26 protein-coding genes are annotated in these 26,976 nt (G+C 65.4%); 8 read left to right on the top strand and 18 right to left on the bottom strand.

Translation table 11 applies throughout. The features are described from left to right. Positions 1–161: 161 nt before the first annotated feature. From ACXYMR_RS13640 to folK, 9 genes are all read right to left on the bottom strand, one after another. Entirely contained in the window at positions 162–422 is a 261-nt protein-coding gene (locus tag ACXYMR_RS13640; protein ID WP_458943456.1) for an Imm27 family immunity protein, read from the bottom strand. A gap of 726 nt (positions 423–1,148) precedes the next feature. Then, positions 1,149–2,096, bottom strand: coding sequence for a GTPase Era (gene era / locus ACXYMR_RS13635; RefSeq protein ID WP_458943455.1), 948 nt, complete (start codon positions 2,094–2,096; stop codon positions 1,149–1,151). Then, positions 2,089–2,775, bottom strand: coding sequence for a ribonuclease III (gene rnc / locus ACXYMR_RS13630; protein ID WP_458943454.1), 687 nt, complete (start codon positions 2,773–2,775; stop codon positions 2,089–2,091). Before rnc ends, era begins: the two co-directional genes overlap by 8 nt. After that, on the bottom strand, positions 2,768–3,196 hold the full coding sequence (gene acpS, locus ACXYMR_RS13625) for a holo-ACP synthase (RefSeq protein ID WP_458943453.1): 429 nt from the start codon (positions 3,194–3,196) through the stop codon (positions 2,768–2,770). Before acpS ends, rnc begins: the two co-directional genes overlap by 8 nt. Beyond that, complete coding sequence (locus ACXYMR_RS13620) at positions 3,193–3,942, bottom strand: pyridoxine 5'-phosphate synthase (protein WP_458943452.1); 750 nt, start codon at positions 3,940–3,942, stop codon at positions 3,193–3,195. Before ACXYMR_RS13620 ends, acpS begins: the two co-directional genes overlap by 4 nt. After that, complete coding sequence (gene pyrE, locus ACXYMR_RS13615; RefSeq protein ID WP_458943451.1) at positions 3,939–4,523, bottom strand: orotate phosphoribosyltransferase; 585 nt, start codon at positions 4,521–4,523, stop codon at positions 3,939–3,941. The genes ACXYMR_RS13620 and pyrE overlap by 4 nt, the downstream gene beginning before the upstream one ends. After that, the gene (locus ACXYMR_RS13610; RefSeq protein WP_458943450.1) at positions 4,520–6,751 is read right to left on the bottom strand and encodes a RelA/SpoT family protein; all 2,232 of its coding nucleotides are present in this window, start codon (positions 6,749–6,751) and stop codon (positions 4,520–4,522) included. The genes pyrE and ACXYMR_RS13610 overlap by 4 nt, the downstream gene beginning before the upstream one ends. A gap of 6 nt (positions 6,752–6,757) precedes the next feature. Next, positions 6,758–7,129 (bottom strand): DNA-directed RNA polymerase subunit omega, encoded by a 372-nt coding sequence (gene rpoZ / locus ACXYMR_RS13605; RefSeq protein WP_458943449.1) that lies wholly within the window; start codon positions 7,127–7,129, stop codon positions 6,758–6,760. A 101-nt stretch (positions 7,130–7,230) separates the two neighbouring features. Beyond that, positions 7,231–7,737: a 2-amino-4-hydroxy-6-hydroxymethyldihydropteridine diphosphokinase gene (gene folK, locus ACXYMR_RS13600; RefSeq protein WP_458943448.1), complete on the bottom strand. Its 507-nt coding sequence runs from the start codon at positions 7,735–7,737 to the stop codon at positions 7,231–7,233. 37 nt (positions 7,738–7,774) lie between these two features. On the opposite strand from folK, the gene ACXYMR_RS13595 reads away from it, so the two are divergent. The 4 genes from ACXYMR_RS13595 (at position 7,775) to ACXYMR_RS13580 (ending at position 12,373) form a co-directional block, all read left to right on the top strand. After that, entirely contained in the window at positions 7,775–8,314 is a 540-nt protein-coding gene (locus ACXYMR_RS13595; protein ID WP_458943447.1) for a LabA-like NYN domain-containing protein, read from the top strand. Continuing rightward, positions 8,311–8,979: a uracil-DNA glycosylase gene (locus tag ACXYMR_RS13590; protein ID WP_458943446.1), complete on the top strand. Its 669-nt coding sequence runs from the start codon at positions 8,311–8,313 to the stop codon at positions 8,977–8,979. Before ACXYMR_RS13595 ends, ACXYMR_RS13590 begins: the two co-directional genes overlap by 4 nt. A 130-nt stretch (positions 8,980–9,109) precedes the next feature. Further along, complete coding sequence (locus tag ACXYMR_RS13585; protein WP_458943445.1) at positions 9,110–10,108, top strand: GlxA family transcriptional regulator; 999 nt, start codon at positions 9,110–9,112, stop codon at positions 10,106–10,108. A 243-nt stretch (positions 10,109–10,351) separates the two neighbouring features. After that, a complete protein-coding gene (locus tag ACXYMR_RS13580) occupies positions 10,352–12,373 on the top strand; it encodes a hybrid sensor histidine kinase/response regulator (RefSeq protein WP_458943444.1) in 2,022 nt (673 codons plus the stop codon). A 27-nt stretch (positions 12,374–12,400) separates the two neighbouring features. Here ACXYMR_RS13580 and smpB read toward each other — a convergent pair whose 3' ends face one another. Beyond that, complete coding sequence (smpB, locus tag ACXYMR_RS13575; RefSeq protein WP_458943443.1) at positions 12,401–12,871, bottom strand: SsrA-binding protein SmpB; 471 nt, start codon at positions 12,869–12,871, stop codon at positions 12,401–12,403. After that, on the bottom strand, positions 12,868–13,749 hold the full coding sequence (gene dapA / locus ACXYMR_RS13570; protein WP_458943442.1) for a 4-hydroxy-tetrahydrodipicolinate synthase: 882 nt from the start codon (positions 13,747–13,749) through the stop codon (positions 12,868–12,870). Before dapA ends, smpB begins: the two co-directional genes overlap by 4 nt. A gap of 145 nt (positions 13,750–13,894) precedes the next feature. Here dapA and ACXYMR_RS13565 point away from each other — a divergent pair, with 145 nt between their 5' ends. Next, positions 13,895–15,964: a lytic transglycosylase domain-containing protein gene (locus ACXYMR_RS13565; protein ID WP_458943440.1), complete on the top strand. Its 2,070-nt coding sequence runs from the start codon at positions 13,895–13,897 to the stop codon at positions 15,962–15,964. A gap of 23 nt (positions 15,965–15,987) precedes the next feature. Here ACXYMR_RS13565 and ACXYMR_RS13560 read toward each other — a convergent pair whose 3' ends face one another. Then, a complete protein-coding gene (locus tag ACXYMR_RS13560; protein WP_458943439.1) occupies positions 15,988–16,989 on the bottom strand; it encodes a threonine ammonia-lyase in 1,002 nt (333 codons plus the stop codon). A gap of 154 nt (positions 16,990–17,143) precedes the next feature. Between ACXYMR_RS13560 and ACXYMR_RS13555 the strand changes: the two genes are divergently transcribed. Both ACXYMR_RS13555 and ACXYMR_RS13550 read left to right on the top strand, forming a co-directional pair. After that, positions 17,144–18,796, top strand: coding sequence for a long-chain-fatty-acid--CoA ligase (locus ACXYMR_RS13555; RefSeq protein ID WP_458943438.1), 1,653 nt, complete (start codon positions 17,144–17,146; stop codon positions 18,794–18,796). A gap of 182 nt (positions 18,797–18,978) precedes the next feature. Beyond that, positions 18,979–19,170, top strand: a complete 192-nt coding sequence (locus tag ACXYMR_RS13550) for a superinfection immunity protein (RefSeq protein WP_458943437.1) — start codon at positions 18,979–18,981, stop codon at positions 19,168–19,170. A gap of 514 nt (positions 19,171–19,684) precedes the next feature. Here the strand turns inward: ACXYMR_RS13550 and ACXYMR_RS13545 are convergent. The 6 genes from ACXYMR_RS13545 to ACXYMR_RS13520 form a co-directional block, all read right to left on the bottom strand. Then, positions 19,685–20,359: a nitroreductase family protein gene (locus ACXYMR_RS13545; RefSeq protein ID WP_458943436.1), complete on the bottom strand. Its 675-nt coding sequence runs from the start codon at positions 20,357–20,359 to the stop codon at positions 19,685–19,687. 2 nt (positions 20,360–20,361) lie between these two features. Then, entirely contained in the window at positions 20,362–21,390 is a 1,029-nt protein-coding gene (gene tdh / locus ACXYMR_RS13540; protein ID WP_458943435.1) for an L-threonine 3-dehydrogenase, read from the bottom strand. Further along, positions 21,387–22,301 carry a hypothetical protein gene (locus ACXYMR_RS13535; RefSeq protein WP_458943434.1) on the bottom strand — a complete coding sequence of 305 codons (915 nt, stop codon included), beginning with the start codon at positions 22,299–22,301 and terminating at the stop codon, positions 21,387–21,389. Before ACXYMR_RS13535 ends, tdh begins: the two co-directional genes overlap by 4 nt. Then, positions 22,286–23,398 (bottom strand): NAD(P)/FAD-dependent oxidoreductase, encoded by a 1,113-nt coding sequence (locus tag ACXYMR_RS13530; RefSeq protein ID WP_458943433.1) that lies wholly within the window; start codon positions 23,396–23,398, stop codon positions 22,286–22,288. Before ACXYMR_RS13530 ends, ACXYMR_RS13535 begins: the two co-directional genes overlap by 16 nt. 104 nt (positions 23,399–23,502) lie before the next feature. Continuing rightward, positions 23,503–24,936, bottom strand: a complete 1,434-nt coding sequence (locus tag ACXYMR_RS13525; protein ID WP_458943431.1) for an amidohydrolase family protein — start codon at positions 24,934–24,936, stop codon at positions 23,503–23,505. A gap of 97 nt (positions 24,937–25,033) precedes the next feature. Then, positions 25,034–26,236, bottom strand: coding sequence for a glycine C-acetyltransferase (locus tag ACXYMR_RS13520; RefSeq protein WP_458943430.1), 1,203 nt, complete (start codon positions 26,234–26,236; stop codon positions 25,034–25,036). 351 nt (positions 26,237–26,587) lie between these two features. On the opposite strand from ACXYMR_RS13520, the gene ACXYMR_RS13515 reads away from it, so the two are divergent. Further along, positions 26,588–26,938, top strand: a complete 351-nt coding sequence (locus tag ACXYMR_RS13515; protein WP_458943429.1) for a GIY-YIG nuclease family protein — start codon at positions 26,588–26,590, stop codon at positions 26,936–26,938. Positions 26,939–26,976 lie beyond the last annotated feature (38 nt).

Here is a 26,976-nt window from a genome sequence, read left to right as displayed (position 1 = left end):
AAGCGGCGCTACCGCGCCTTTGACCTGAAACCCTGTCTGAGGCCCGCTGGCTGACAAGAGATCAATGGCTCTTCCCGCGCTGTGGCGCGATCCCCACACACCGTCATCATCCAATCGTCCCGGCGGCAACATTCGATTGTAAATAACCTGTTCGGCGATGCTTATTTTGAGTGTGGTCGCTCAATGACCTCGAGACACGGGGGGCCACCACCATGCATTTCCGCCTTTGGGTAGCAGAGTAGCCAACACCGCCCGTCCTTTGGATCACGATAGGTGGCCTCCCAATTGCCTGCCTCGACCTGTTCGAGACACTCGCGTATGAGCCACTTAATTCGTCGGCAGGTTTCGTCTTCCTCATGCTTCCCATTCCGGAAGACCCAACTTCCCTCAAGTTTGGTTTCGGATGAGAGCAATTGTGTCATTTTTTCCCGCATCCTCAGGTCCGAGTGGAATGATCGCGTTGTAGTGTCACCCAAATTTCCAAGCCACCCCAAAATTAAATGGATACTTTTTTACTGCTGGGCGTAAGTGAACATTCACTCACAAGACAGTAAATCCATGTAGATAACGAGCACCGACCGGTTTTCACCTAGGCCGGAAGATACAGGGCAGACCCAGCGTCTTCTCCGCAACGCGGAGAAGACGCTGCCGAAGCAAGATCCCAGGGGTCGCGGGCGCCAGCCCGCGAGGGGCCGGAGTCTAGGACCTTGCCGGGATGGCGCCCGGCACCCCCTCCCCGCAAAGCGGGGAGGTAAGGTATCCGGACGGATCACTCATACACTGAAGCGGCCGAGCTAGCACGCATCCCGTCGTCATCCCATGGTTCCGGCGACAGCCGGGATCCGGGGGACCTCGGCCAACACGTTGGCGGCGTCGGTCTCGCTGTTCAGGTCAAAAGGGATAGCTGAGGTCCCCCGGATGCCGCTCCGCGGCCCCGTGGGATGACGCCAGAGATAAGAAGGAAAACCCGTGTCATCCCGGCCGCATGCCCTGCGCAGGCAGGGCGGAGGGCCGGGACCTATACGTCCGGTCCCACTCCAGCGCGCACCAAAGTCAGACACCGGGATGATGGGTCCCGCACTTACGCCCCGCATTCGCGGGGCATCCATGCGGGATGACAGAACTAGAGCGACATCGTGGTCAGAAAATCACACATCAAAGTCCAGTCCGACATCCTTGTAGTGACTCCGCCGCGCCATCCACTTCGGATCGACCTTCACGTTGAGGAAGAGGTGGACCTTGCAGCCAAGCACCTCTTCCATCTCCTTGCGCGCCGCTTCGCCGATCGCCTTGACGGCGCTGCCGCCCTTGCCGAGCACGATCGGCTTCTGGGTGGTCCGCTCGACGATGATCGACTGCTCGATGCGCAGCGAGCCGTCGCGCAGCTTTTTCCAAACCTCGGTCTCGACCATCGAGGCGTAGGGCAATTCCTCGTGCAGGCGCAGATAGACTTTCTCGCGGGTGATCTCGGCCGCCAGGATGCGCGCCGGCAGGTCGGCGGCCTGGTCGGCGGGATAGTGCCAGACACCTTCCGGCATCGCTTCGGCGAGCCGCGAGCGCAGCGCTTCCACGCCCGACCCCGTCTTCGCAGAAATCATGAAGATTTCCGAATAAACCCCTGTTTCAAAAAGCTCCTGGGACAGCGCCAAAAGCTGCTCACGTTTGATCAGATCGATCTTGTTCAGGGCCAGGATGGCGGTCTGCTCGGAGCGCTTGAGGCCTTCGATGACGCGCTCGTCATCCTCCACCATGCGCTTGTCGCCGGACTTGGGGTTGCCTTCGGCGAGGCGCACCCGGGCGCCCGCATCGATGACGTGCACGATGGTGTCGGCCTCGGCCGCGCCGGACCAGGCGGCCGCCACCATCGACTTGTCGAGCCGGCTCTTGGGTGCGAACACGCCGGGCGTGTCGACGAGAACGATCTGGGCGGTGCCGGCCATGGCCACGCCGCGCACGGCAAAGCGCGTGGTCTGGACCTTGTGGGTGACGATGGTCACCTTCTCGCCGACCAGGGCATTGACCAGGGTCGACTTGCCGGCATTCGGCGATCCGATGATGGCGGCAAAGCCGCAGCGTTGGGGGGCGGTGTCAGACATCGTGTCCTTCGCGTTGCAAGAGGGCTGTGGCTGCGGCCCGTTCGGCCGCCTGTTTGGAGCCGCCCTCCCCGACGGCCGGATCGAGCGGAGCGACACTCACTTCCACGGTGAAGATCGGCCGGTGGTCCGGCCCGGAGCGCTCGCGCATGGTGTAGCGCGGCGAGGCGTGACCGGCTTTCGCCGCCCATTCCTGCAGCGCAGACTTGGCATCGCTCGGCTTGGCATCAAGCGCGGTGATGCGTTTCTCCCAGTAGGTGTCGTAGAAGCCCTGCGCGGCATCGCGGCCGCCATCCAGGTAGAGCGCCGCGATCAGGGCCTCGCAGGCATCCCCGAGGATCGATTTCTTGCGCCGGCCGCCGCCCTTGTCTTCCGACTTGCCCATCCGCAGCGCTTCGCCGAGCTTCACTTCCTCGGCCACTTCCGCGCACGTCTCCTTGCACACCAGCGTGTTGAGCCGCGGCGCCAGCCCGCCCTCCTTGGCCTTGTCATAGACCCTGAACAGCGCTTCCGCCGTCATCAGGCCGAGCACGCGGTCACCGAGAAACTCCAGGCGCTCATAGCTGCGCACGTCGGCCTTGCCGTCCCCGAAGCTGGCATGCGTCATGGCGCGCTCGATCAGCGACCGGTCCTTGAACGTGTAGCCGATGCGCGCTTCCAGCTGGGCAATCACGTCAGGCATGCGCCAGGCCCTCCAGATGGTGGCCGATGATGCGCGCCTCGATGACGACGAATGCCTGGGCGTAGGGATGGTCGTCGGTGATGGTGATGTGGGCCACCGCGTCCATGCCGTCCGGAGTCAGCGCCTGTAGCCGCTCCAGGGCCCGGCCGGAGAATGCCAGCGTCGGCTTGCCGCCGGGCAGGTTGACCACGCCGATCTCCTTCCACGACACGCCGCGCGCAATCCCGGTGCCCAATGCCTTGGCGCCCGCCTCCTTGGCGGCAAAGCGCTTGGCGTAGCTGGCCGCGCGCATGCGCCGGGCTTCCGACTTGGCCTGCTCGATATCGGTGAAGCAGCGCTGCACGAAACGGTCGCCGAAACGCTCGAGCGAGCGCTCGATACGCCGGATATCCATCAGGTCGGATCCCAGGCCGATGATCAAAGCCCCGCCTCCGCCCGCGCCTCGGCGATCAGGCCGCGCATCGTGCTCACCGCTTCGCGCAGGCCTCGGAAGATGGCCTCGCCGATCAGGAAATGGCCGATATTGAGCTCGGCGATTTCGCGGATCGCCGCCACCGGCTTGACCGTGTCATAGGTCAGCCCGTGCCCGGCGTGCACTTCCAGCCCGCGCCCATGGGCAATCTGGGTCGCCTCGGTGAGCCGCTGCAGCAGGCGTTCGGTCTCCGCCGTGTCGCCACGGGCGTGCGCCTCGCAATAGGCGCCCGTGTGCAGCTCGACCACCGCAGCGCCCATGGCTTCGGCGACCGCGATCTGCACCGGGTCCGGCTCGATGAACAGCGACACCCGGCAGCCCGCCTCGCCAAGTTGGCGCACATAGCGGGCGATGTGATTGTGTCCGGCCGCCACGTCCAGCCCGCCCTCGGTGGTGCGTTCCTCGCGCTTTTCCGGCACCAGGCAGACCGCGTGCGGCTTGTGGCGCAGGGCGATGTCGAGCATTTCCGGCGTCGCCGCCATTTCCAGATTGAGCGGCAGGTCGATCTCGGCCATCAGCCGGTCGATGTCGCGGTCGGTGATGTGGCGCCGGTCCTCGCGCAGATGCGCCGTGATACCGTCGGCGCCGCTTTCCGCCGCCTGGCGGGCGGCACGCACCGGATCGGGATGCTCGCCGCCGCGGGCATTTCTGATGGTGGCGACATGGTCGATATTGACGCCGAGACGGATGCTCATGCCAGCCCCCGGCTGCCCGGCTTGACCGGCGGGATGTTCTGCAGTTCCGGCGGCAGATTGTCGGCCTCGTAGGCCGGCACCTTGTATTGGGTCAGGCTGATCAGCTTGACCCCGACATCGGCCTCGCCACCCGAACGGTCAACCAGGCAAGCCTCGGCGATCACCGTTGCGCCCGTGGCATTGATCGCTTCGATGCATTCGCGCGATGACAGGCCGGTGGTGACGATGTCCTCGACCACCAGAACCCGATCCTGCTCGGACAGTTCAAAGCCGCGGCGCAGGGTGAAGCTGCCGCCCTCGCGCTCGACATAAAGGGCCTTCAGACCCATCTGCCGCGCCGTCTCATAGCCGGGCACAATACCGCCCACGGCCGGCGACACGATCACGGTCGGCTGCTCGTCGAGCTCGGCCTTGACCTTGTCCGCGAGCGCCTTGCACAGGCGCTCGGTGCGCTCCGGTTCGGCGAACACCTTGGCCTTCTGCAGGAAAACCGGGCTGCGCAGACCGGACGACAGGATGAAATGGCCTTCGAGCAGGGCGCCAGCGGCACGGAATTCGGCGAGCACTTCGTCGCGGGTCATTGGTCCTTGATCTCCTCGATTTCGGCCCGCATGCGCTCGGCCGAAACGACCGGCTGGCACATCCGGATGGCGGCCAGGATATTGGCCAGGTGGCGGGTGTCGAACACTTCGACGTCGAATTCCATGTCGAAGAATTGCGGCGTCCGGCGCCGCGTCTTGACGCTGGCGATATTGGCCCGGTTCTCGCCGACAACCTTGGCAATCTCCGCCAGGGCGCCCGGCTCGTTGTGCATGACCGCGTGGATGCGGGCGATCGACACGGCATTGCCGCCGGCCTCGGCCGTCCAGGCCAGGTCCAGCCAATTGTCCATCGAGCCGCCCTCGAACTGGGCCAGGATCTCGCAGTCAATGGTGTGGATCTCGATGCCGCGATCAGGTTTGAGCAGGCCGACGATACGGTCGCCCGGCAACGGCGAACAGCAATCGGCGAAATGCAGGGTCACGCCCTGGGTCAGGCCGCGCCCGTGCACATAGAGCCGGGCCTTCTCGTCCTCGATCAGTTCGCGCGAGGTGACATGCTCGCGCTCGTCCAGCCGCCCCGGGAACACGGCATTGAGCAGATTGCTGGTCGACACGCGCCCGCGTCCAAGCGTCTCGTAGAGCTCCTCGGCATCCTTGATTTCGAGCCGCGCCAAAGCCTCGCCCAGATCCTTTTCCACCAGCGGCAGCCCTTCGCGGCGGAAAGCGTGCTCCGCCATGATGCGGCCGATACGGATGAATTCCTCGCGCTCGCTCTCGCGGATCAGGCGGCGGATGGCGGCGCGGGCGCGGCCGGTAATGGCCAGGTGCTCCCAGCCCTGCGGCGGCTGGCGCACGCCGCCCTTGATGATCTGCACCACATCGCCATTGCGCAACGGCGTGCGCAGCGGGCGTTCGCGGCCATTGATCTTGGCGGCCACCGTGGTGTGACCCAGCTCGGTGTGCACCGCATAGGCAAAATCCAGCGGGGTCGCCCCGGCCGGCAGCGAAATCAGGTCGCCACGCGGGGTGAAGCAGTAGACCTGGTCGGCGAACATCTCGAGCTTGGCGTGCTCGAGGAATTCTTCCGGATCGCCGCCCTGGTTGAGAATTTCCACGAAGGGGCGCAGCCGCTCCAGGGGGTCTCCGCCGGCCGCCTGGGCTGCATCCGGGTCATAGGTGTAGCGGGAATTCTTGTAGCGCCAGTGGGCCGCCACACCGCTTTCCGCGATGGCCTCCATCTCCTCGGTGCGGATCTGCAGCTCGACGCGGACATTGTTCGGGCCGATCACCGTGGTGTGCAGGGAGCGGTAATTGTTCGGCTTGGGCAGCGAGATGAAATCGCGGAAGCGTTCCGGCACACAACGCCAGGCCTGGTGGATGACGCCGAGCGAGCGGTAACACTCGTCCACCGTGTCGACGATCAGGCGGAAGGCGTAGATGTCGGCGATTTCCTCGAAGGTCAGGCCCTTGCTCTCCAGCTTGCGCCAGATCGAATAGGGCCGTTTCTCGCGCCCGAAGATGCGCGCGTCGATACCGGCCCGGGCCAGATGGTCGGTGATCGCTCCGGACACCGCCGCCACTTCCTCGGCATGCTGCATGCGCAGCAGCTTCAGGCGCTTGGTGATCGATTCGTGAGCCGCCGGATTGATATGCTCGAAGGCCAGGTCTTCCAGCTCGACACAGACCCGGTTGATGCCGATGCGGCGGGCCAGCGGGGCGTAGATTTCCAGCGTCTCGCGGGCGATCCGCTCGCGCTTGTCCATGCGCTGGATGGCATCCAACGTGCGCATATTGTGCAGCCGGTCGCACAGCTTGACGATCAGCACGCGCACGTCCGACGAGATCGCCACGACCAGTTTCTGGAGGTTTTCCGCCTGCTTGGTGCGCTTCGAGCGCAACTGCATCTGGCCCAGCTTGGTCACCCCGTCGACCAGGTTGGCGACTTCCTCGCCGAACTGGGAGGTCAGGTCCTCCAGGGTCGCCGGCGTATCCTCGACGGTGTCGTGCAGCAGGCCCGTACAGACCGTCGCCACATCCATGCGCAGATCGGCGAGGATCATCGCCACTTCGGCGACGTGGGCGAAATAGGGCTCTCCCGACTGCCGGCGCTGCGGTCGGTGAGCCTCTTCGGCAAAGTCGTAGGCGCGGCGGACGAAGTCCGCATCAACCTTGGGGAAATATCGGCGAATCCGGGCGACCAGCTCGTCCGCACTCGGTATGGCGGGCGGCCGCGATGCCAGGTCGGATGACGTCGCGCCGAGGGTCAAGGGCGGCTACAGACGCCCGTCTGGGGCGCCATCCCGGTCGTTCTGCAGGGCCTTGAGCATCTCAGCTTCGTCCAGCTCCACCTGCGGGGCCGGCAGAGCCTCGACTTCGGCGCGCGGCTTGGACTCCGCAGCCTCTTCCTCGTCCTCGCTCGGCAGCACGCGCTGCAGACCGTTGACCAGGCTGTCCTTGAGACCGTCCAGGTCGAGCGTCTGGTCCGCGATTTCGCGCAGCGCCACAACCGGGTTCTTGTCATTGTCCCGGTCGATCGTCAGCGACGAGCCGGCGGAAATATTCCGGGCCCGATGCGCGGCCAGCAGGACAAGCCGGAAACGGTTGGGAATCTGTTCGATGCAATCTTCGACGGTGACGCGAGCCATGCGCGCGATCTCCTTGAACCAGCGCTGGGGATTTGGAACCGCGTTTCCTATCGTCACCGTCTGGCAAAAGCAAGGCAGTGCGGCGCGGCAATCACACCCGTTTACAGTCGTAACATGGGCGCCTTTTCGGTCGCCGGCAAGGCCTCGACGAGCGCCTGGATCGGCTGCCCGGTCAGCGGGTCGGTCCAGTCCGGCGCGATCTCGGCCAGCGGCAACAGCACGAAAGCGCGCCCGGAGGCCCGCGGATGAGGCAGGATCAGGCGCTCATCGCCGGTACGCACCTGCCCCCTGTAATCGATCAGGTCGAGGTCCAGCGTGCGCGACGCCCAACGAACCTCGCGCTGGCGCCCGAAGCGGGTCTCCACTGCCAGCAGGCGCTCGAGCACTTCATCCGCCGACAGGTTGGTGCGCACTTCGGCGACGGCATTCACATATGGCGGATCGGAGGGGTCCGGCCAGGCCGGGCTGTGCCAGTCCGACGACCGCGCGACCAGCTCCACGCCCTCGCTGGCCAGGGCCTCCAGTGCCGCCGCGAGGGTCATCCGCGGTGTGGCATCGCCCAGTGGCAGATTGGCACCAAGCGCGATATAGATGCCGCCAGACTTCATCGATTCATGTCACGCATATTCATGGGGATAGACACACTTGGCCTTTTATCCGGACGAACGCATCGGCCTCTTCATCGATGGCGCAAACCTGTTTTCCACCACCAAGGCGCTGGATTTCGACATCGACTTCAAGCGTCTTCTCGAGGAATTCCGCAAGCGCGGCAAGCTGGTGCGGGCCAATTACTACACCGCCCTGCTGGAGCACGAGGAATACAACCCCCTGCGCCCGCTTGTCGACTGGCTCGACTACAACGGCTTCTCGGTGATCACCAAGCCGGCCAAGGAGTACACCGACGAGAACGGGCGCCGTCGCATCAAGGGGGACATGGATATCGAGCTCGCCGTCGACCTGATCGAGGCGGCCAGCTATCTCGATCACATCATCCTGTTCTCCGGGGATGGCGACTTTCGCCGCGCCCTGGCCGCCGCGCGTGCCAAGGGCGCCCGGGTGTCGGTGGTGTCCTCGCTGAAGACCAGCCCGTCGATGATCTCCGATGACCTGCGCCGGGAAGCCGACAATTTCATCGAGCTGGCGGACCTTGAAACCCTTGTGGGCCGCAACGGAGGGGGTTCGTGACGGCAGGGTCTGGGGTGCTGCCCGCCGAACCGCCGCTCGACTGCCCGCTCTGCCCGCGCCTCGTCGCCTTCCGGGACCGCAATGAGGACCTGTATCCGGACTGGCACAACGCGCCGGTCCTGTCCTTCGGGCCGGAGGATGCGCGCCTGCTCATCGTCGGCCTGGCGCCCGGACTGCGCGGCGCCAACCAGACAGGTCGCCCGTTTACCGGTGACTGGGCGGGCGATCTCCTGTTCGCCACGCTCGAGCGTTTCCGCTTCACCCGCGGCACCTATGCCGGCCATGCCGATGACGGTCTGGAACTGGTCGACGCGATGATCACCAATGCGGTGCGCTGTGTGCCGCCGGAGAACAAGCCGACCGGCGCGGAAGCCAATGCCTGCCGCCCCTACCTGGTGTCGCGCATCGCCGCCCTGCCCCGCCTGACCACCATCCTGGCACTCGGCAAGATCGCCCACGACAACACGCTGCGCGCCCTCGGTGTGCGCCTCAAGGACGCACCATTCGGTCATGGAGCGCAAGCCGACCTGGCCGGGCCGAACGGTCCCGTTCGGCTCTATGACAGCTATCATTGCTCACGCTACAACACGAATACCGGACGCCTGACCGAAGCGATGTTCGACCAGGTCTTCGCCGATATCCGGGCTCACCTCGACGCCCGATAACCGCCTGCCATTTGTGGAAAACCGGGGGCGACCAGTTTCGACTGGCCAGGCCCGACGCGCCGCGTTAACCTTTTTGCGAGCGTCCCGAAGCGGCCCCCGCCGCACCTCCCGGAATGGCAGAAATCGATTGATGAACGCAAAGCCCGCCAGAACAGGTCCGTCAGAGCGCCGCGTCGCCTTCCTTGCCTATACCGATGCCAGCCTGCTCGACATCGCCGGCCCGCTCCAGGTGTTCTCCGATGCCAACCAGGTGCTCGGCCACAATGCCTACACCACCCCCCTTGCCTCACTGCACGGCGGGCCGGTCGAGACCGCGACCGGCGTCGTGCTGACCACCCAGCGCCTGGCCGGGATCGGCCTCGACGAGCCGGACACGGTATGGATTGCTGGCGGCCCCGGTGCCCGCGCCGCCCGGCGTGACCCGCGCCTGGTCGCCGGTCTGCAACGCGCCAGCGAGCGCTGTGGGCGCATGGTGGCAAGCGCCGGCGGCGCTTTCCTGCTCGCCGAAGCCGGCCTGCTCGACGCCCGCCCCTGCACCACGCACTGGAGCGAACACGACGCGCTTTCGCGCGACTATCCCGAGCTTGCGCTGACCCGCGAGCTGGTGGAAATCGGTTGCCCGCGCGTCTGGACCTGCGCCGGTGGCAGCGCCTCGCTCGACCTCGCCCTGGCGCTGGTGGAATCCGACCACGGCCGGTCGCTCGCCCTCGAGCTGGCCCGCCGCCACCTTGTCTACCCCAACCGTCCCGGCGACCAGGGCCAGTTTGCCCCGACCGGCCGTCCGGCACCGCGGCTGGCCGGCGGGCGTTTCGATGCCCTCCACCTCTGGCTCGCCGACAATCTCACGGCCGATTTGCGCGTCGAGGCCCTGGCGGCACGCTGCGGCATGAGCCCGCGCAATTTTGCCCGCCTCTACGCCGAGGAGACCGGTCGCACTCCGGCCCGGGCGGTTGAGGAAGCCCGCCTCAAGGCTGCGATGGCCCTGCTGGAAAACGACGCTGCCAGCGTTCGCGAAGTGGCCATCAAGGCCGGCTTTGGCAGTGATGAGCGCATGCGCCGCAGCTTCCTGCGAGCGCACGGCCTGTCACCCCAGGCGTGGCGCGAACGGTTCTCTCTGGAAACCGCATGAGGCTTTGAAATCAAACGCTTGCCGTACGGACAAGCCGGACCTAACATGCCATTTCTTGGCTGTCCGAGCCGCTCTCACGGCAGCTGCTCGCGATATGCTATGACTGGCTGCCTGGCTCGATGACACGTGTTCTGGGAGTCAGAATCACCGGATTTGCAGCTTCGCCCCGCAACCAATCAGGACTCCGGCGTGACCTCGTCTGACACCACTTCGTTTTCTTCGCTGCTTCGATCCCGGCCCCTCATGGCCGTTCTGGTCCTTTCGCTTCTGCCCGCAACACTGCAGCTCATCGGCTTCGATTTCGGCCTTGCCAGTTCGAGCCAGCCCGTCACCGGTTTGGCCAGCCTTCGCGGTGCCACCGTGCATGCCCTCCTGGAGTGGAGCACGGTCATCCTGGCGTCGGTCGCGGTCCTGTTGGCGCTGATCCACTACCGGACCAGTGGCGACATGATCGCACCCATCCTGGCCTTCGCGATGTTTGCATCCGGCCTGATGGACGCTTTCCATACCCTGGCCGCGCTCGAGATCATCGTGCCGCGCTCCGGCAGCGAGAATTTCATTCCCGTCACCTGGGCGCTGGCGCGCGGCTTCAATGCCTTCATCCTGCTGGCCGGTGCGATCCTCGCCTATCGATTCAACCTGACCCCGGAGCGCCATTCCATCGGGCGCCTCGCCGGTATCGGCCTTGCCTTCGGTCTGCTCGCGCTCTTGCTCATCTCCCTGGTGGCCACGTCCAGCTCCCTGCCGCAGACCCAGTTTCCTGATCAGCTCGTCTCACGCCCGTACGACATCGTTCCGCTGCTGGGCTTTGCCGTCGCCGGGCTGTTCCTGTGGCGGCTGCACCAGCGGACCCCCAGCCTTTTCGTCGGCTCCGTGCTCCTGGCCCTGATCCCTGCCGTGGTGCTGGAACTGCACATGGCGTTTGGCTCCACGCGCCTGTTCGACAGCGACTTCAACGTGGCTCACGGTCTCAAGGTCCTGGAATACGCCATCCCCGTAATCGGCATTGCAGCGGAATACATTTACCAGGCCCGACGCCTTGCAGAGGCATCCCGCGAAGCCCGACGCGCCAGCCACGCCAAGTCCACCTTCCTGGCCAATATGAGCCATGAGATCCGGACGCCACTTAACGGGGTGCTCGGCATGACCCAGGCGCTGCAGCAAACCGAGCTCAGCCCCGACCAGAGAGAGATGCTGGACCTGGTCAACAGTTCCGGCCGCAACCTGACCGACATCCTCAACTCGATCCTCGATGTGTCAAAGATCGAAGCCGGCAAGCTGGAACTGGAGACGGTGGAATTCTCGCTCCATGACAGGCTCAGCGGTTCGGTTTCACTGCACCGCTACGCCGCCTCGGAAAAGACCCTGCGCCTGCTGATCGACATCGCGGACAATTGCAAGGGCATGTTCCATGGCGACCCGGTGCGGTTGCAGCAAATCATGCAGAATCTGCTGTCGAACGCGATCAAGTTCACCCCATCCGGGCAGGTGATCGTCCGCGCGCATTGCGTGGAGGCTGATGGGGTTTCCGACGAGCTGGACCGCCTGGTGATCGAGGTCGAGGACACCGGGATCGGCATCGCTAAGGAAAAACTCGAAACCCTGTTCGACCCGTTCATCCAGGCAGACAGTTCGACGACGCGGCGATTTGGCGGGTCCGGCCTCGGGCTGTCCATCGTCAAGTCCCTGGTCGACCTCATGGGGGGCGAGATCAGCGTGGAAAGCCAGCGCGGTGAAGGCTCGGTATTCAAGGTTGACCTGCCCATCAAGCGGGTCGGCCCGGCTCCCAACAAGGAGGAGATGCCGGCCAGCGCCGCGCCGCCGCCGGATATTCCGGTTCCCACGTCAAGTCGGCAATCGCTCGAGGAGATCAGCCAGATCCGTATCCTTGCCGCGGAGGATGTGGTGACCAACCAGATCGTCCTGCATGCCCTGCTCGACAAGCGCTGCAAGGAGCTGATCATCGTCGAGGACGGGCTCGCCGCCGTCGAGGCCTGGCGCTCGCGCAGGCCCGACCTCGTTCTGATGGACAAGCACATGCCGGTGCTCGACGGGCTGGAGGCGATCCGGACCATTCGCGACATCGAACAACGCGAATTCCTCGACCGCACGCCGATCATCGCCCTGTCGGCCGACACGCTGAGCCACCATGTCGAGGAATTGCTGGCATCCGGGGCCGATGCCCATGTGCCCAAGCCGCTCGACCTGGGCCGCCTGCTGGCTGCCCTCAACGTGGCCAACCGGAAGCAAAAGCAACCGCACTAGCCCTGGCAAGCGCCCGGCGCGACCGGATCAGCCGTAATTCTTCATCAGGCGGGATTTCTGCTTGTCCCACTCGCGCCGCTTGATGGTTTCGCGCTTGTCGACCGTCTTCTTGCCCTTGGCGAGACCGATGATCAGCTTGGCAATGCCGCGTCGGTTGAAGAACAGCTTCATCGCCACGATGGTCCGCCCGTCGCGTGTCACCGCGCCTGCCAGCTTGTCGATCTCTTTCTGTTTCAGAAGCAGTTTCCGCGGCCGCCGGGGCTCGTGATTGAACCGGTTGGCCGGTGCGTAGGGCGGGATGTCAGCATTGATCAGCCATATCTCGTCGCGCTCGGGGCTGACATAGCTCTCCGCGATATTGGCCCGCCCCTCGCGCAGCGACTTGACCTCGGACCCGGTCAGCATCAGGCCGGCCTCGAACTCCTCCTCGATCTCGTAATCAAAGCGGGCCCGGCGGTTGATGGCGACGACGCCGGTTTCTGTCTTGGGCTTGCTCATGCCTTGTCCAGCAATCCTGCGATGACCAGCGCGTCACGCACCTTGGTCTTGGACACTTCATTGGGCTGGGTCAGCGGCAGCCGCATTTCGGTTCCGGCGACCCCCAGCAGCGACATCGCATACTTGGTCGGCCCGGGACTGGCCGAGGTGAACAGGGCCTGGTGCAGAGGTACCAGCTTGTCATTGATGGCGCGCGCCTCGTCCCACTGGCCGTTCAGCATCGCCTCCTGGAACTTTGCGCACAATTCCGGTGCCACGTTCGAGGTCACGGAGATGGCCCCGACCCCGCCGGTGACATTGAAGCCCAGTGCCGTCGGGTCGTCGCCGGACAGCTGGATGAACTCCTTGCCCACATGGCGCCGCGTCATGGTCACCCGCGCCATGTCGGCCGAGGCGTCCTTGATGCCCACGACCCGGCTCAGCTGGGCGATGCGCGCCACGACACCGGGGTCCATGTCGACCACAGTGCGACCCGGCACATTGTAAAGAATGATCGGCAGATCCACCGCATCGTGGATGGCCTTGAAGTGCTGGTACAGGCCCTCAGCGTTCGGCTTGTTGTAATATGGCGCAACCACGAGGCCGGCATCGACGCCGAGCGCCTTGGCACGCTTCTGGTTCTCGATGGCCACCGCGGTGCTGTTCGAGCCGGTTCCGGCGATCACCGGGACCCGTCCCCGGGCGACCTCGCAGACGATCTCGACGACGCGCATGTGCTCGTCAATGCTCAGCGTCGCTGACTCGCCGGTGGTACCGCACGGAACCAGGCCGTGCGTCCCGGCATTGATCTGGCGTTCCGCGAGCGCCGCCACGGCCTCTTCATCAACGGCACCGTTCTTGAACGGCGTGACCAGCGCAGTGATGGACCCTTTGAACATGATGCATTCCCGTAAGCGGCGTGACAGGCGCGCGACCATATCGACGGCGACCGGACCGGCCAAGCCTTCATGTCAAGTCTGGACAGTGCCCCGGGTTTGGCAGAAGGATAGTCATCATAGCCGATCAGAAAGTGTGCCTCGTACCATGATCGCCCAGAGTTTCCGCGTTCTACGTCTTGGTGCCGTCGCCCTCGTGGCCGGCGCCACGCCCGTCCTCGCCCAGGCCAGTGAAACCATCCCGACACCGCGCATGCGGCCCGAGCCGGTGAATTTCTCGCAGCACCTCAGCGACGCCGATTTCACGCGCTTCCGCACCGGCCTTGATGCTGTCAGCGACAATGACTGGCGCCGCGTCCGCGAGATCCGCGACGAGCTCACCGACAGCACCGCCCGCAACATCCTGCTGTGGCTGATCGCCCTGAATGACGAGCGCGCCTCCTTTCTTGAACTCGACCTTGCCCTGAGCGAGCTGGCCAACTGGCCGCGCGACAGCTACATCCAGGCCGAGGCCGAGGAGCGCATCGGGGAATCCGGCCTGACGGCTCCCTTCATTGTCACCTGGTTCGAAGAAAATCCGCCAACCACCGGGCGCGGCCGCGTCGCTTATGGCGAAGCCCTGATTGCCACCGGGTCGAGCCAGCAAGGCCGGGAACTGATCCGCCAGGCCTGGCGCGAGGACTTCTTGCCCCTGTCGATCCAGAGCGAGACCTATCAGCGCCACCGTGATTTCCTCACCGAGGAGGACCACGTGGCGCGCATCGACTATCTCATCTGGTCCAACCAGCGCACCGCGGCACGCCGCATCGAGCCGCTCCTGAGCGGTGCCAACCGGGCCCTGGCCGATGCCCGCCTGCGCCTCGCCGGGCGCCAGAGCGGTGTCGACAGCGCCGTCAACCGCGTCCCGGCCAGCCGCTCGGCCGACCCGGGACTGGTCTTCGAGCGGGCGCGCTGGCGCCGTCGCTCCGGCCTGACCGACGCCACCCTGCCCCTGCTGCTCGAACTGCCCAGCCAGCACGGCAATACCGATGCGCTGGAGCTGATGTGGACCGAGCGCAAGCTGATGATCCTGAACCTCGTGCGCGACGGCGATTACGGCACCGCCTACCAGCTCGCCCGCGACAATGGCATGTCATCCGGTGCCGATTTCGCCGATGCCGAATTCGTCGCCGGATGGCTCGCCCTGGTTCATCTCGATCAGCCGGAAACCGCGCTCGGCCACTTCACCAGGCTGTACGAGAATGTCACCACGCCGGTGTCGCGGTCGCGCGGCGCCTACTGGATGGCCCGCGCCGCCGACGCCATGGGCGACCCGACCACCGCGGCCCAGTACTATGCCGCCGCCGGTGAGTACTCGACCGCCTATTACGGCCAGCTTGCCCTGACCGAATTGCCCGAAGGCAATTCCATCCTCGCCCTGCCGCCCCAGCCGGAACCCACTGAAGCCACCCGTGTGCGCTTCGAGGCGCGGCCGCTGGTGCGAGCCATGCGCCTGCTCGCCGAACAGAACGAGGAATATTACTTCCGCCTGATGAGCTACCGGCTCGATGACCAGCTGGAGGATCCGGAAGAGGCGGTCCTGCTGTCACGGCTGGCCAGTGACTATCTCTACATCCGCCAGGCCGTGCGCGCCGCCAAGGCCGCCCGCAATCGCGGCATCATTCTCGCCGAAAGCGCCTATCCGACCATTTCCCTGCCGCAGAACACGCCGGGCCGCCGGGCCGAGAGCGCCCTCGTGCACTCGGTCATCCGCCAGGAGACCGAGTTCGGACAGCACGCCGTGTCCGGCGCCGGCGCCCGCGGCATGATGCAGATGATGCCCGCCACGGCGCGCCAGACGGCCCGCCAGGTCGGCGTGCCCTACCGTTTCAACTGGCTGACTGACGATCTCGACTACAACCTGACCCTCGGCTCGCACCACCTGGCCGAAGTGGTCGACGAGTTCGACGGCTCCTATGTGCTCGCCCTCGCCGCCTACAATGCCGGTGCGCACCGGGCCCGCCAGTGGATCGAGAATTACGGTGACCCGCGCGACCCCGATGTCGACCCGATCGACTGGGTGGAAAGCATCCCCTACTCGGAGACCCGCAATTACGTCCAGCGCGTGCTGGAAAACCTGCAGGTCTACCGCTCGCGCCTCAATGACAACGCGCCGGTGGAGATCGAGCTGGAGCAGGACATGCGCGCCGGCGGCCCGGTCATTCCGCCGTCAAACTAGGCGGGGTCACACCCGCCAAGCGCTCACAGCCGCTCCAGTGCCTCCGCAAAGCAGGCCCGGTCGACATTGCCGCCGGTGAGCAGCACGCAGGCCGTGCGGTCACGGCAATCCACCCGGCCTGCCAGCACCGCTGCCAGCGCCACCGCACCGCCCGGCTCGACAACCAGTTTGAGGTGGCGCCAGGCGAAGGCCATGGCATCCAGCGCCTCGTCATCGGTGACCACCGCGCCGCCGGCGAGCTGGTGGCGGTTGAGCGACCAGGTCAGCTCGCCTGGCGTCGGTGTGATGATCGCGTCGCAGATCGACCCGGTGAGCTGTGCATTGCTCTCGCGCCGTCCGCTTTCCAGCGAACGCTTGTGGTCATCGAACCCGGCCGGCTCGGCAGCCCAAATGTGAGCGTCGGGATGGTGTTGAAGCACTGCCAGCCCGGTCCCGGCAATCAGCCCGCCGCCGCCCACGCAGCCAATGACCAGATCCGGCGTGGTGTCGATCTCGGCCATCTGCTCGACGATTTCCAGCCCCGCCGTGCCCTGCCCGGCGATAATGAACCTGTCCTCGTAGGGGGGCACCAGGACACGCCCCTCCTCGGCAGCAATCTTTTGGCCCATCTCCTCGCGGCTTTCGCTGCCACGGTCATAGGGCACCACTTCGCCACCCCAGAACTCGACCCCTTCCACCTTGGCCCGGGGCGCGTCGGACGGCATCAGTATCTTGGCCGTGGTTCCGACCAGCTTCGACGCCGCCGCCACGCCCTGGGCATGATTGCCGGAGGAATAGGCGATCACGCCGCGCGCCCGTTCCGTTTCGTCGAGCCGGGAGATGCGGTTGTAGGCACCGCGGAACTTGAATGAGCCGGTGCGCTGCAGGCATTCCGCCTTGATGAACACCTGCCCGCCGGTGCGCGCATCCAGCACATCGCTGCGCAGAAGCGGCGTGCGCACCGCCTTTCCGGCCAGCCGGGCGGCGGCGTCGACGATGTCGGCATAGGCGGGCGCGGCAGGGGCGAATTTCGACATCTTTGTCATTTCCTTTGTCGCAGGCCCTTCAATCCGGCCCGATGGCTCAAAAAACCCATAGGCAAAACAGGCGGAAACAGCAAAAGGATTGCGCTGCGACGCCGAAGCCCGTTTGATTGTCGAAACAGTGTTGCCCGATACCGGTTGTTCAAAGGGGAGAGAAATGACCTTGCGCGCTCACATGATGGACGTCCCGTTGATGATTTCGGACATCCTGGTCCATGCCGCCAATTGCCATGGCGACCAGGAAATCGTCACGCGCCTGCCCGAGACCGGCCAGATTCACCGCCAGGGCTACGCCAAGACACACGAACGCACCAAGCAGCTGGCCAATGCCCTGCGCAAGAAGCTCAAGGTGCGCGAGGGCGACCGCGTCGCCACCATTGCCTGGAATTCGCACCGCCATTTCGAGCTCTATTACGGCGTGTCCGGCATCGGTGCCGTGATCCATACGGTCAATCCGCGTCTCGACCCCAAGCAGATCATCTGGATGCTTGACCATGCCCAGTCCAAGACCGTGTTCTTCGACAAGGCTTTCGCCCCGCTCATCGACGGCATTTCGAAGCATTGCAAGTCGGTCAAGAACTGGGTGCTGATGACCGACAAGAGCCATGCCGACGCGGTCCAGACCAAGTGCAAGACCTATGAGGAATTGCTCGCCGACCAGAAGCCTGATTTCGACTGGCCGGTATTCGACGAGAATGCCGCCGCCGGCCTGTGCTACACCTCCGGCACCACGGGCGACCCGAAGGGCGTGCTCTATTCGCACCGCTCCAACGTGCTGCACGCCATGGCCTGTGCTGCCGCCGACGTCATCGGCGTCGGCGCCCGGGGCATCATTCTGCCGGTCGTGCCGATGTTCCACGTCAATGCCTGGGGCATTCCCTATACGGCCCCGATGACCGGTGCCAAGCTGATCATGCCGGGTGCGCAGATGGATGGCGCCAGCATCCACGAGCTGATCGAGACCGAGCAGGTCAACTACGTCGCCGGCGTCCCGACAGTCTGGCTCGGCCTGCTGCAATACCTGCAGAAGGAAGGAAAGCGCATCGACAGCGTCGACCGCGTGCTGATTGGCGGCTCCGCCCTGCCGGAAGCCCTGCTGCGCGCCTATGAGGACCAGTACGGCGTCACCATGCAACAGGGTTGGGGCATGACCGAGATGTCGCCCCTTGGAACCGTCAACGCCCTCCTGCCGAAGCATTTGCGGGAGGACCGCGAGGAGCAGATCAAGATCCAGCTCAAGCAGGGCCGCCTGGTGTTCGGAGTGGGCATGCGCATCGTCGACGACGAGGGCAAGGAACTGCCCTGGGACGGCAAGTCCTCGGGCCACGTCCAGGTGCGCGGCCCCTGGGTCGCCTCCTCCTATTACCGCGGGGCGGGGGCCGAGAGCTTCACCGATGATGGTTGGTTCCAGACCGGCGATGTCGCCCATCTCGACGGCGACGGTTTCATGACCATCACCGACCGCTCCAAGGACGTCATCAAGACCGGCGGCGAGTGGATCTCCTCGATCGACCTGGAGAATGCCGCCATGGGCCACCCCCAGGTCGCCATGGCCGCGGCCGTCGGCATGCCGCATCCCAAATGGCAGGAGCGCCCGCTCATGGTCATCCAGCCCATGGAAGGCGCGACCGCCGACGCGGCGCTCAAGCAGTCGATCCTCGACTATCTGCGCGACGAGGTGCCGAAATGGTGGCTGCCCGACGCCATCGAGTTCATCGATGCCATGCCGATCGGTGCCACCGGCAAGATCCTCAAGACCAAGCTGCGCGAGATCTACAAGGACTACGAGTTCCCGACCGTGGACGCCTGATCCGCCACCCGCAGACTGATCGAATGACCGGCCGTTCCCCGGGGAGCGGCCGGTCTTTCTTGGCCGTGCGGGACGCCGCCGCGTCCAATCCCTCCTGCCTCCCCTTGCGGACCGGCCCGACCCGGCATAGATTTATCGTAATTCGATAAGTCGCAATCGGGCGGCAGAAAAGGAGATAAACCGTGTTTGGTGTCGAAGGCGCAATCGCCAGCCTCATCGTCTATTTCATTCCCGCCCTGATCGCGCTGATCCGCGGGCATGACAATGGCTTTGCCATCTTCCTGACCAATCTGCTGTTCGGCTGGACCATCATCGGCTGGTTCATTGCCCTGATCTGGTCCTTCACTGCGATCCGCCGACGCGTTCGGGCCTGAGGGCGCCCGCCGTCCCGGCCCCGGTCGACCTCACACGGCCGGCCGCCGGGACAACTTTCCCTCCCTGCACACGACAGACTGCCCCTGCCCGGCCGCCCCAAGCGGCCGGGCTTTTTCTGTTCAGGCCGTCAGGAATTCACGCCAGGCGCGGATACATCCATTGATCTCTTGTCAGCCAGCGGGCCTCAGAGTTTCAGCCGGATCAAGGGTGCAACCACGAAGCGGCGCCTGCGGCGCGCTTGACCCGGCTGAAACTCTGAGGCGAAATCCCGGCAAGAGATGAATGGGGAGGTGCGGGCGTCGTCAGCGCCTTGTTCTCTAAACCAATCAATCACATGTCATCCCGGGCGGATGCCCCGCGCAGGCGGGGCGAAGGCCCGGGACCCATCATCCCGGTGGCGAACAGGTGAAACTCACTCGGTGACAGCGCGCGTATGGGTCCCTGCCCTGCGGCCCGCCTGCGCGGGCATCCGGCAGGGATGACACTTGCAAGTGAATCAGGGGGAGTCCCCCCTCACAACCAAGTCGAAATATCACCCAGCGACTTCTTCACCAGCGCATGTTCCGGCACCGTCGCGCCCTCCGCCGGATAGCCCCCGACAATGAGCATGTACGGCTTCTCGTTCATCGGCCGTTCGCACACCTCGTTGAGGAAGCGCATCGGGTTGGGCGTGTGGGTGAGTGTCACCAGGCCGGCCTCGTGCAGGGCCGCCAGCAGGAAGCCGCAGGCAATGCCGACGCTCTCGTGGATGTAGTAATTCTTCTTGTCCTGACCGATCCGCTCACCGCCGCGCTTCTGGGCAAACACCGCGATCAGAACGGGGGCGTGTTCCAGAAACGGCTTGTCGGCATCCGTGCCCAGCGGCGCCAGCGCCTCCAGCCATTCCTGCGACGCCTTGCCGGCATAGAAGGCCCGCTCCTCCGCCTCCGCCGCCTCGCGCAGCGCCCTGCGCTTGTCGGCATCGGTCAGGACCACGAAATGCCAGGGCTGGTGATTGGCCCCGGACGGGGCCGAGCCGGCCGCGATGATCGCCTGCTCGACGATCTCGCGCGCCACCGGCCGTTCGGCATAATCGCGCACCGTGCGCCGGCGCTTGAGGTTCTCGGTGAAGGCCCGGACCCGCGCCGCCATGTCCTCGGGCGGATACTCGACCCAGCCCTGCAATGGCACGCGCGGTTCATCGCTCATGTTCAGCCCCAGTCCAGTACGACCTTGCCGGACTTGCCGGCCCGCATCGCGTCGAAGCCCTTCTGGAAGTCCTCGGCGTCATAGCGGTGGGTGATGACGCGCGACACGTCGAGCCCGCTCTCCAGCATGGCGATCATCTTGTACCAGGTCTCGAACATCTCGCGGCCATAGACGCCCTTGAGGGTGATCGCCTTCAGCACCAGGGAGCCGAAATCGACCGGCACCGGCTTGGCGGGCAGGCCGAGCATGGCGATCTTGCCGCCCATGACCATGGCATCGAGCATGCCGCCGAAGGCCTGCGGTGCCCCGGACATCTCCATCCCGACATCAAATCCCTCGGTCATGTCGAGCTGCTTGATGACGTCCTTGAGGTCGGTGTTGGAGACGTCGACCGTGCGGATCTTGGGCACAACCTGGCTGGCCAGGTGCAGGCGGTGGGTATTGATGTCGGTCAGCACCACGTGGCGCGCGCCGACATGGCGGGCGATCGCCGCCGCCATGATGCCGATCGGCCCGGCCCCGGTGATCAGCACGTCCTCGCCCACCAGGTCGAACTGCAGCGCCGTGTGCACCGCATTGCCGAGCGGGTCGAGGATGGCGCCCATCTCGTCGCTGACCTCGTCGGGCAGCTTGACCACGTTGAAGGCGGGCAGTTTGAGATACTCGGCAAAGGCACCCGGGATGTTGACCCCGACGCCCAGCGTGTCCGGATCGAGGTGGAAGCGCCCGGCCCGCGCCGCCCGCGAGGATCCGCCCACCACATGCCCCTCGCCGGACACGCGCTGGCCGATCTTGACCCGTTTCACATTGGAGCCGACATCGACCACCTCGCCGGAGTATTCATGCCCCACCACCATGGGTGTCGGCACGTTCTTGGCGGCCCAGTCATCCCAGTTGTAGATGTGTATGTCGGTGCCGCAGATGGCGGTTTTCTTGATCTTGATGAGCACGTCGTCCGGGCCGATCTGCGGCTCCGGAACGTCCTCCATCCACAGGCCTTCTTCCGGCTTGGCTTTGACCAGGGCTTTCATTGCGCCTCTCGCTTGATGGCTGTTCGGGCGCGAAGATACATCACTGCCGCAACAGGGAAAGTCAGCATGAAGGGAATGAGCAGCAATCCCATGACTTCGGCCACCTGGCCGGCCCCGCCGCTCAGCCAGGTCGCTCCGATGGCCAGCGCCGCCAGCGCCGGTGGCAGGGCCAGGAGGCGGCGTTTCTCCAGCCACATCACCACCGCCATCACCGCGGCGTAGAGCGCGATCAGCCCCCACTTCACCCAGGTATCGTGCTTGAGCAGCTCGACATGCAGCGGCACGAAACTGTCAAACGCGAAGGCCGCCGCCGTAATTTCCGGCGAGGCCCCGTCCAGTGCCCCCTCCGGCAGGCATTCGAACAGGGAGACATGCGCGTCCGGGTCCGCCGGGCGGGTCTCCTCGGTGCACACCGGGTTGTGCAACTCGGCCAGGATGGCATCGATGGCCCGGTTTTCCTGCCAGTCCGCCGGGATGGTCATGAGTGCCAGCAGCGCGCCGACCAGGGCCAGTCGGCGTCCCTTCAGGGTGAGACCGATGAAAAACAAGATCGCCATGCCGGCATAGGCGACCGGAAAATAGACATCGAGCCGCTGCACCCGCATCAGCCACTCGCGCAGCGGCGCCCCGGCTTCGCCCTCGAGAAACAGGAGATCCCCCGCGCCACGGGCAAATTCCAGCGCCAGCATCGGGCTCTGGAAACCGGCCACCATAGCCCCGGCGCCGGGCGGCGGCGGCGGCAGGCTCATCAGATAGACCAGCACGAGGGTGGCCAACGCGAACAGCAGGCACAGCCTGAACGGCCAGGCCGGCCAGCTCGCCACCGGCAGCGGCGGCACCGGGTCGAGCGCCGGCTGGGCCACCGGCCCGTGATCCGACTCGCGCTCTTCTTCCGCTAGAGCTCCAGGCATCTGGCCACCTCCCCGCCGATGGCCAGTGAGCTGGTCAGGCCCGGGCTTTCGATCCCGAACAGTGCCACCAGCCCCTTGAGACCGTGCTTGTCCGGCCCGTCGATGCGGAAATCGCATTGTGGCTCGCCCGGCCCGTGCAGCTTGGGCCGTACCCCGGCATAATCGGGCACCAGCGCCTCGTCCGGCAAGCCCGGCCAGAAGCGCCGGATGGCGGCATAGAAGGCCTCGGCCCGGGCCGCATCGACGGCGTAGTCCGGCCTGTCGACGAATTCCAGGTCCGGCCCGAAGCGCGCCTGCCCGCCCAGGTCTCGCCGGTAATGCGTGCCCAGCGCCCCTGGGATCGGCATCGGGTAGACCAGGCGCTCGAACGGCGCCTTGCCGGTCATGGTGAAGTAATGCCCCTTGCCATAGTGCAGTTTCGGCATCGCCTCGGCCGGATAGGTCTCCACCCTGGCCGCCGCGTCCTGCGCGCCGAGCCCGGCCGCGATCACCAGGTGGCGGGTCGTCACTTCCGTCGCTGCCTCGCCGCCCGTGCGCACCACGAAACCGCCGTCCTTGATCGGTACCGCCCCGACAAACGGCGTATTGATGGCAATGGCGCCGCCGCCGCTGGTCACGTCACCCGCCAGCGACAGCATGAAGCCATGCGTATCGAACACACCGCTTGAGGGCGACCAGATGGCGGCCTCGGCCGTCAGCTCCGGCTCCATCGCCCGCGCCTCCTCGCCGGACAGCCAGCGCAGGTCACGCACGCCATTGGCAAAGCCCTGAGCCCCGATCGCCTTGAGACGCGCGATCTCCGCCTCGTCCTGCGCCACCACCAGCTTGCCGCAGCGCTTGTGCTCAATGTGGTGCGCCTCGAGATAGGCATAGAGCGCCTGCTTGCCGAGCACGCACAGGCGCGATTTCAGCGAGCCGGACGGGTAGTAGAGCCCGCCATGGATGACTTCCGAATTGCGCGCCGACACGCCCTGGCCGATCTGCGCCTCGGCCTCCAGCACCACGGTCTCCAGCCCCTTGCGCGTCAGCGCAAAGGCACACGCCAGCCCGACGGCCCCGGCCCCGATGACGATGGCGTCGGTATCGTACTGGGCCATGGCTGCCTCCCCGATCAGGCCCGGACGGGAATCACCCGCACCCTCACTGGCCAGCCTACAGGGCTCGACGGATCAGGAAAGCCGCACCGTCCGGCACGGCACCGCTAGTGCGCCCGCAATTGGTCCCGTTCGATCAGGCGGCCGTGCAGGACCACGCCCTCGATCCGGTCCCAGGCTTCGACGCTGTCCAGCGGGTTGGCCTCTAGCAAAAGGAGATTGGCCATCTTGCCCACCTCGACCGTGCCGTAATCCGCGTCGAGCCCGAAAGCGCTGGCATTATTGATCGTCCCGGCCGCCAGGATGGCCTCCGGCGACACGCCCGCCTCGGCCAGGAGGCGCATCTCGCGATAGGTGCACAGGCCGGGCTGGTTGGCCACGCTCGGGCTGCCCGGACAGTCGCTGGCCAGCAGCAGCGGGTGCCCCGCGGCATGCAGATAGGCGGCTGCGCGCTGGCCCCGGCCGACCGCGAACTGCATGATGTCGGCCATCTCCTCGCGCGCCATGTCGGGCGGGAAATCGGCCGCCAGTTCGTCGCCGAAGAAGTCCGCGCCGCCTGCCCGGTACCAGGCCATCAGCTCGCCCGGCACCACGGCCTCGAGCGCCGGGTCGGCCAGCGTGTCGGCGCGCAGCTGGTTGGAGATCCCGTCCATCACCATGAGCGTCGGCATGTAGCCGGTACCGTCTGCGACCACCCGGTCCAGGGTCTCGCCGACCGGCGCCTCGCCGTCCGGCCACTGCCAGTTCCACATACCGTGGGCGAGGATATCCAGCTCATTGCGCAAGGCGATCTGCATCATGTCCACGGCATTGGCATGGGCCAGCACCGGCAGGCCGTGGCTATGCGCCGCATCGCGGATCTGTCCCAGCAGGTCGTCATCGAAGAGCGGCCAGTCCGACGCCGCACCAAAGCCGTTCTCGACATAGACTTTCACACACCGGCCGCCCTCGGCCGCGATCCGCGCGACCACCGCTTCCGGCGCGCCATCGGGCGTCGCGTCCAGCCTGTAGCGATAGGTCGTCTCTCCATCGGCGGACTGGCGCTGATTGCCGGGATAACCTTCAGGCGTGGGGATTTCACCGCAGCGGAAATAGTCCGGGCGCAGGTCCGCCGCCTCGAAGCGGGCATGGGTTTGCAGCGGTGCCGGATCGAGGACCTGCGTCACCCCGTGATAAAGCAGGCTGCGGGGCTGCTGGGCCATGTAGAGCCCGGCCAGTTCGGGCTGGCCCGCCGCGACCGCATCATCAAGCGCGCCCATGCCGGGCACGAAGGAGACATGGTGGTGACTGTCCATCAGGCCGGGCGTCAGGAACCGCCCCTCGCCCTCGACAATCTCGACCCCGTTGCCGGCGTCGACGACACCCGCCGCATCACCAATCGCCACAATGCGCCCGTCGCGCACCAGCACCGACTGTCCCAGCACCGGTCCGGCCCGCTCCGGCGAGATCAGGGTCACGTCCCGGATCAGGAGATCCTGGCCCAGCGCGGCATCCAGACCGCCGGCAGCCAGCAGGGCTGCAGCGAGTGTACGTACGAACATGTGAGATCCCCCGATCCTGAAAGGCGTATTCCAGCCCGGAGAAAACTTTGCCTCGCCCCGGCGCGCAACATTCTCTTCTGTAATGTTGCAGCGCCGGTCAGATAACCCCCAGCTCCCTGCCCACCTTGGTGAAGGCTGCCACCGCGCGGTCGATCATCTCCGGCGTGTGCGCCGCCGACATCTGGGTACGGATGCGCGCCTTGCCCTTGGGCACGACGGGATAGAAGAAGCCGATCACATAGACGCCCTCATCCATCAGTTTCGTGGCCATGTCCTGGGCCAGCTTGGCGTCGCCCAGCATGACCGGGATGATCGGGTGCTCGCCGGGCAGCAGATCGAACCCGGCCTCGCTCATGCCCTTGCGGAAGCGTCTGGCATTGTCGAACAGGCGGGTGCGCAGATCATCGCCCTCGGCCACCATGTCGAGCGCCTTGAGCGAGGCGCCGACAATGTTCGGGGCCAGCGAGTTGGAGAACAGGTAGGGCCGCGAGCGCTGGCGCAGCATGTCGATGATTTCCTGGCGCGCCGCGGTGAAGCCGCCCATGGCCCCGCCCAGCGCCTTCCCAAGCGTGCCGGTGATGATGTCGATCTCGCCCAGAACGCCGCAATGCTCCGGCGTGCCGCGGCCATGCGCGCCCATGAAGCCGTGCGCATGGCAGTCATCGACCATGGTCAGCGCGTCATAGCGCTTGGCCAGCCCGACGATCGACTTCAGATCGGCGATATAGCCATCCATCGAGAACACGCCGTCGGTGACAATCAGGATGTGCCGTGCCCCGTCGGCCCGGGCCTGCTTGAGCTGGGCTTCCAGGTCGGCCATGTCGGAATTGGCGTAGCGGTAGCGCTTGGCCTTGCACAGGCGCACCCCGTCGATGATGGAGGCATGGTTCAGCGCATCCGAGACGATGGCGTCCTCCGGTCCCAGCAGCGGCTCGAACACGCCGCCATTGGCATCGAAGGCCGCCGCATAGAGGATGGCATCCTCGCAACCGGTGAACTGGGCGACCTTGGCTTCCAGCTGCTTGTGGATGTCCTGCGTGCCGCAGATGAAACGCACCGATGCGACCCCGAACCCGTGACTGTCCAGCGTCGCCTTGGCCGCCTCGACCAGTTCCGGCCGGTTGGCCAGGCCGAGATAATTATTGGCACAGAAATTGATCACATGGCGCTCGTCGCCATTCGCCGTCACGTCGATCTCGGAAAACTGCTCCGAGGTGATCACCCGCTCGCGCTTGTAAAGCCCGTCGGCCTCGATCTGCTTCAGCTCCTCGCGAAGGTCGGCGAAAAAGGCGTCGGACATGGAAGTCTCCTGAAGGCTGGATTTGGGTCCCACCTTCTATTTCGCTCCGCCGCGGCTGTCATCCCGTCGCGGCGAACGCTTTGCAGACGAATGGAGAGGACGTCGGGCGGTATATAAAAGCGGACCCAGCGCGCCCGCACCTGCCCATTCATCACTTGCCGAGATAAAGCCTCAGGGGGTTTTCCAACTCAAGTGTTGAACCGCGAAGCAGCGGCTGCGCCGTCCTTGACTTGGAAAACCCCCTGTGGCCCGCCGGCCGACAAGAGATCAATGGTTCAATCTGCGTAAAACTAGCATAATTGCTTTCAACTAAAGATTGCCAATCGCGAAGAAGATCGCCAATAAGTCGCGATGCCTGATCGCGAGACCCTGATCGCTGTCTACATGATGTCGAGCGGCTATGACGGCCCGATCTATACCGGCGTTACCGCCCAGCTTGAATGGCGCGTCCAGCAGCACAAGCGCGGCGAAGCATCAGGCTTTACACGCAAGTACAAATGCACCCGCCTGGTTTGGTACGAACCCCATGACCTCATTGTGCCTGCCATCCGCCGCGAGAAGCGCATCAAGAAATGGCCACGACGTTGGAAAGTGAACCTGATCGAAGCCGCCAATCCGCACTGGGAGGACCTGTGGGACAGTCTCTGGGCGGTGGCCAAAGTCGACGGCATTGACCTCGAGCCCTGGAGGACTCGCAGCTGATCAAGACCGTCATCCCACGGTCCCTGCGTCAGCAGGGA

It is taken from the genome of Maricaulis sp. CAU 1757 (genome assembly GCF_054482675.1).
Note: the sequence above shows the minus strand (reverse complement) of the source record. Positions and strands in the feature narration are given on the sequence as shown.

Coding starts and splice junctions, on each gene's coding strand:
- ACXYMR_RS13640 (WP_458943456.1), bottom strand. CDS start 422: ATGACACAATTGCTCTCATCCGAAACCAAACTTGAGGGAAGTTGGGTC.
- era (WP_458943455.1), bottom strand. CDS start 2,096: ATGTCTGACACCGCCCCCCAACGCTGCGGCTTTGCCGCCATCATCGGA.
- rnc (WP_458943454.1), bottom strand. CDS start 2,775: ATGCCTGACGTGATTGCCCAGCTGGAAGCGCGCATCGGCTACACGTTC.
- ACXYMR_RS13620 (WP_458943452.1), bottom strand. CDS start 3,942: ATGAGCATCCGTCTCGGCGTCAATATCGACCATGTCGCCACCATCAGA.
- pyrE (WP_458943451.1), bottom strand. CDS start 4,523: ATGACCCGCGACGAAGTGCTCGCCGAATTCCGTGCCGCTGGCGCCCTG.
- rpoZ (WP_458943449.1), bottom strand. CDS start 7,129: ATGGCTCGCGTCACCGTCGAAGATTGCATCGAACAGATTCCCAACCGT.
- folK (WP_458943448.1), bottom strand. CDS start 7,737: ATGAAGTCTGGCGGCATCTATATCGCGCTTGGTGCCAATCTGCCACTG.
- ACXYMR_RS13585 (WP_458943445.1), top strand. CDS start 9,110: ATGAACGCAAAGCCCGCCAGAACAGGTCCGTCAGAGCGCCGCGTCGCC.
- ACXYMR_RS13580 (WP_458943444.1), top strand. CDS start 10,352: ATGGCCGTTCTGGTCCTTTCGCTTCTGCCCGCAACACTGCAGCTCATC.
- smpB (WP_458943443.1), bottom strand. CDS start 12,871: ATGAGCAAGCCCAAGACAGAAACCGGCGTCGTCGCCATCAACCGCCGG.
- dapA (WP_458943442.1), bottom strand. CDS start 13,749: ATGTTCAAAGGGTCCATCACTGCGCTGGTCACGCCGTTCAAGAACGGT.
- ACXYMR_RS13565 (WP_458943440.1), top strand. CDS start 13,895: ATGATCGCCCAGAGTTTCCGCGTTCTACGTCTTGGTGCCGTCGCCCTC.
- ACXYMR_RS13560 (WP_458943439.1), bottom strand. CDS start 16,989: ATGACAAAGATGTCGAAATTCGCCCCTGCCGCGCCCGCCTATGCCGAC.
- ACXYMR_RS13555 (WP_458943438.1), top strand. CDS start 17,144: ATGACCTTGCGCGCTCACATGATGGACGTCCCGTTGATGATTTCGGAC.
- ACXYMR_RS13545 (WP_458943436.1), bottom strand. CDS start 20,359: ATGAGCGATGAACCGCGCGTGCCATTGCAGGGCTGGGTCGAGTATCCG.
- tdh (WP_458943435.1), bottom strand. CDS start 21,390: ATGAAAGCCCTGGTCAAAGCCAAGCCGGAAGAAGGCCTGTGGATGGAG.
- ACXYMR_RS13535 (WP_458943434.1), bottom strand. CDS start 22,301: ATGCCTGGAGCTCTAGCGGAAGAAGAGCGCGAGTCGGATCACGGGCCG.
- ACXYMR_RS13530 (WP_458943433.1), bottom strand. CDS start 23,398: ATGGCCCAGTACGATACCGACGCCATCGTCATCGGGGCCGGGGCCGTC.
- ACXYMR_RS13525 (WP_458943431.1), bottom strand. CDS start 24,936: ATGTTCGTACGTACACTCGCTGCAGCCCTGCTGGCTGCCGGCGGTCTG.
- ACXYMR_RS13520 (WP_458943430.1), bottom strand. CDS start 26,236: ATGTCCGACGCCTTTTTCGCCGACCTTCGCGAGGAGCTGAAGCAGATC.
- ACXYMR_RS13515 (WP_458943429.1), top strand. CDS start 26,588: ATGCCTGATCGCGAGACCCTGATCGCTGTCTACATGATGTCGAGCGGC.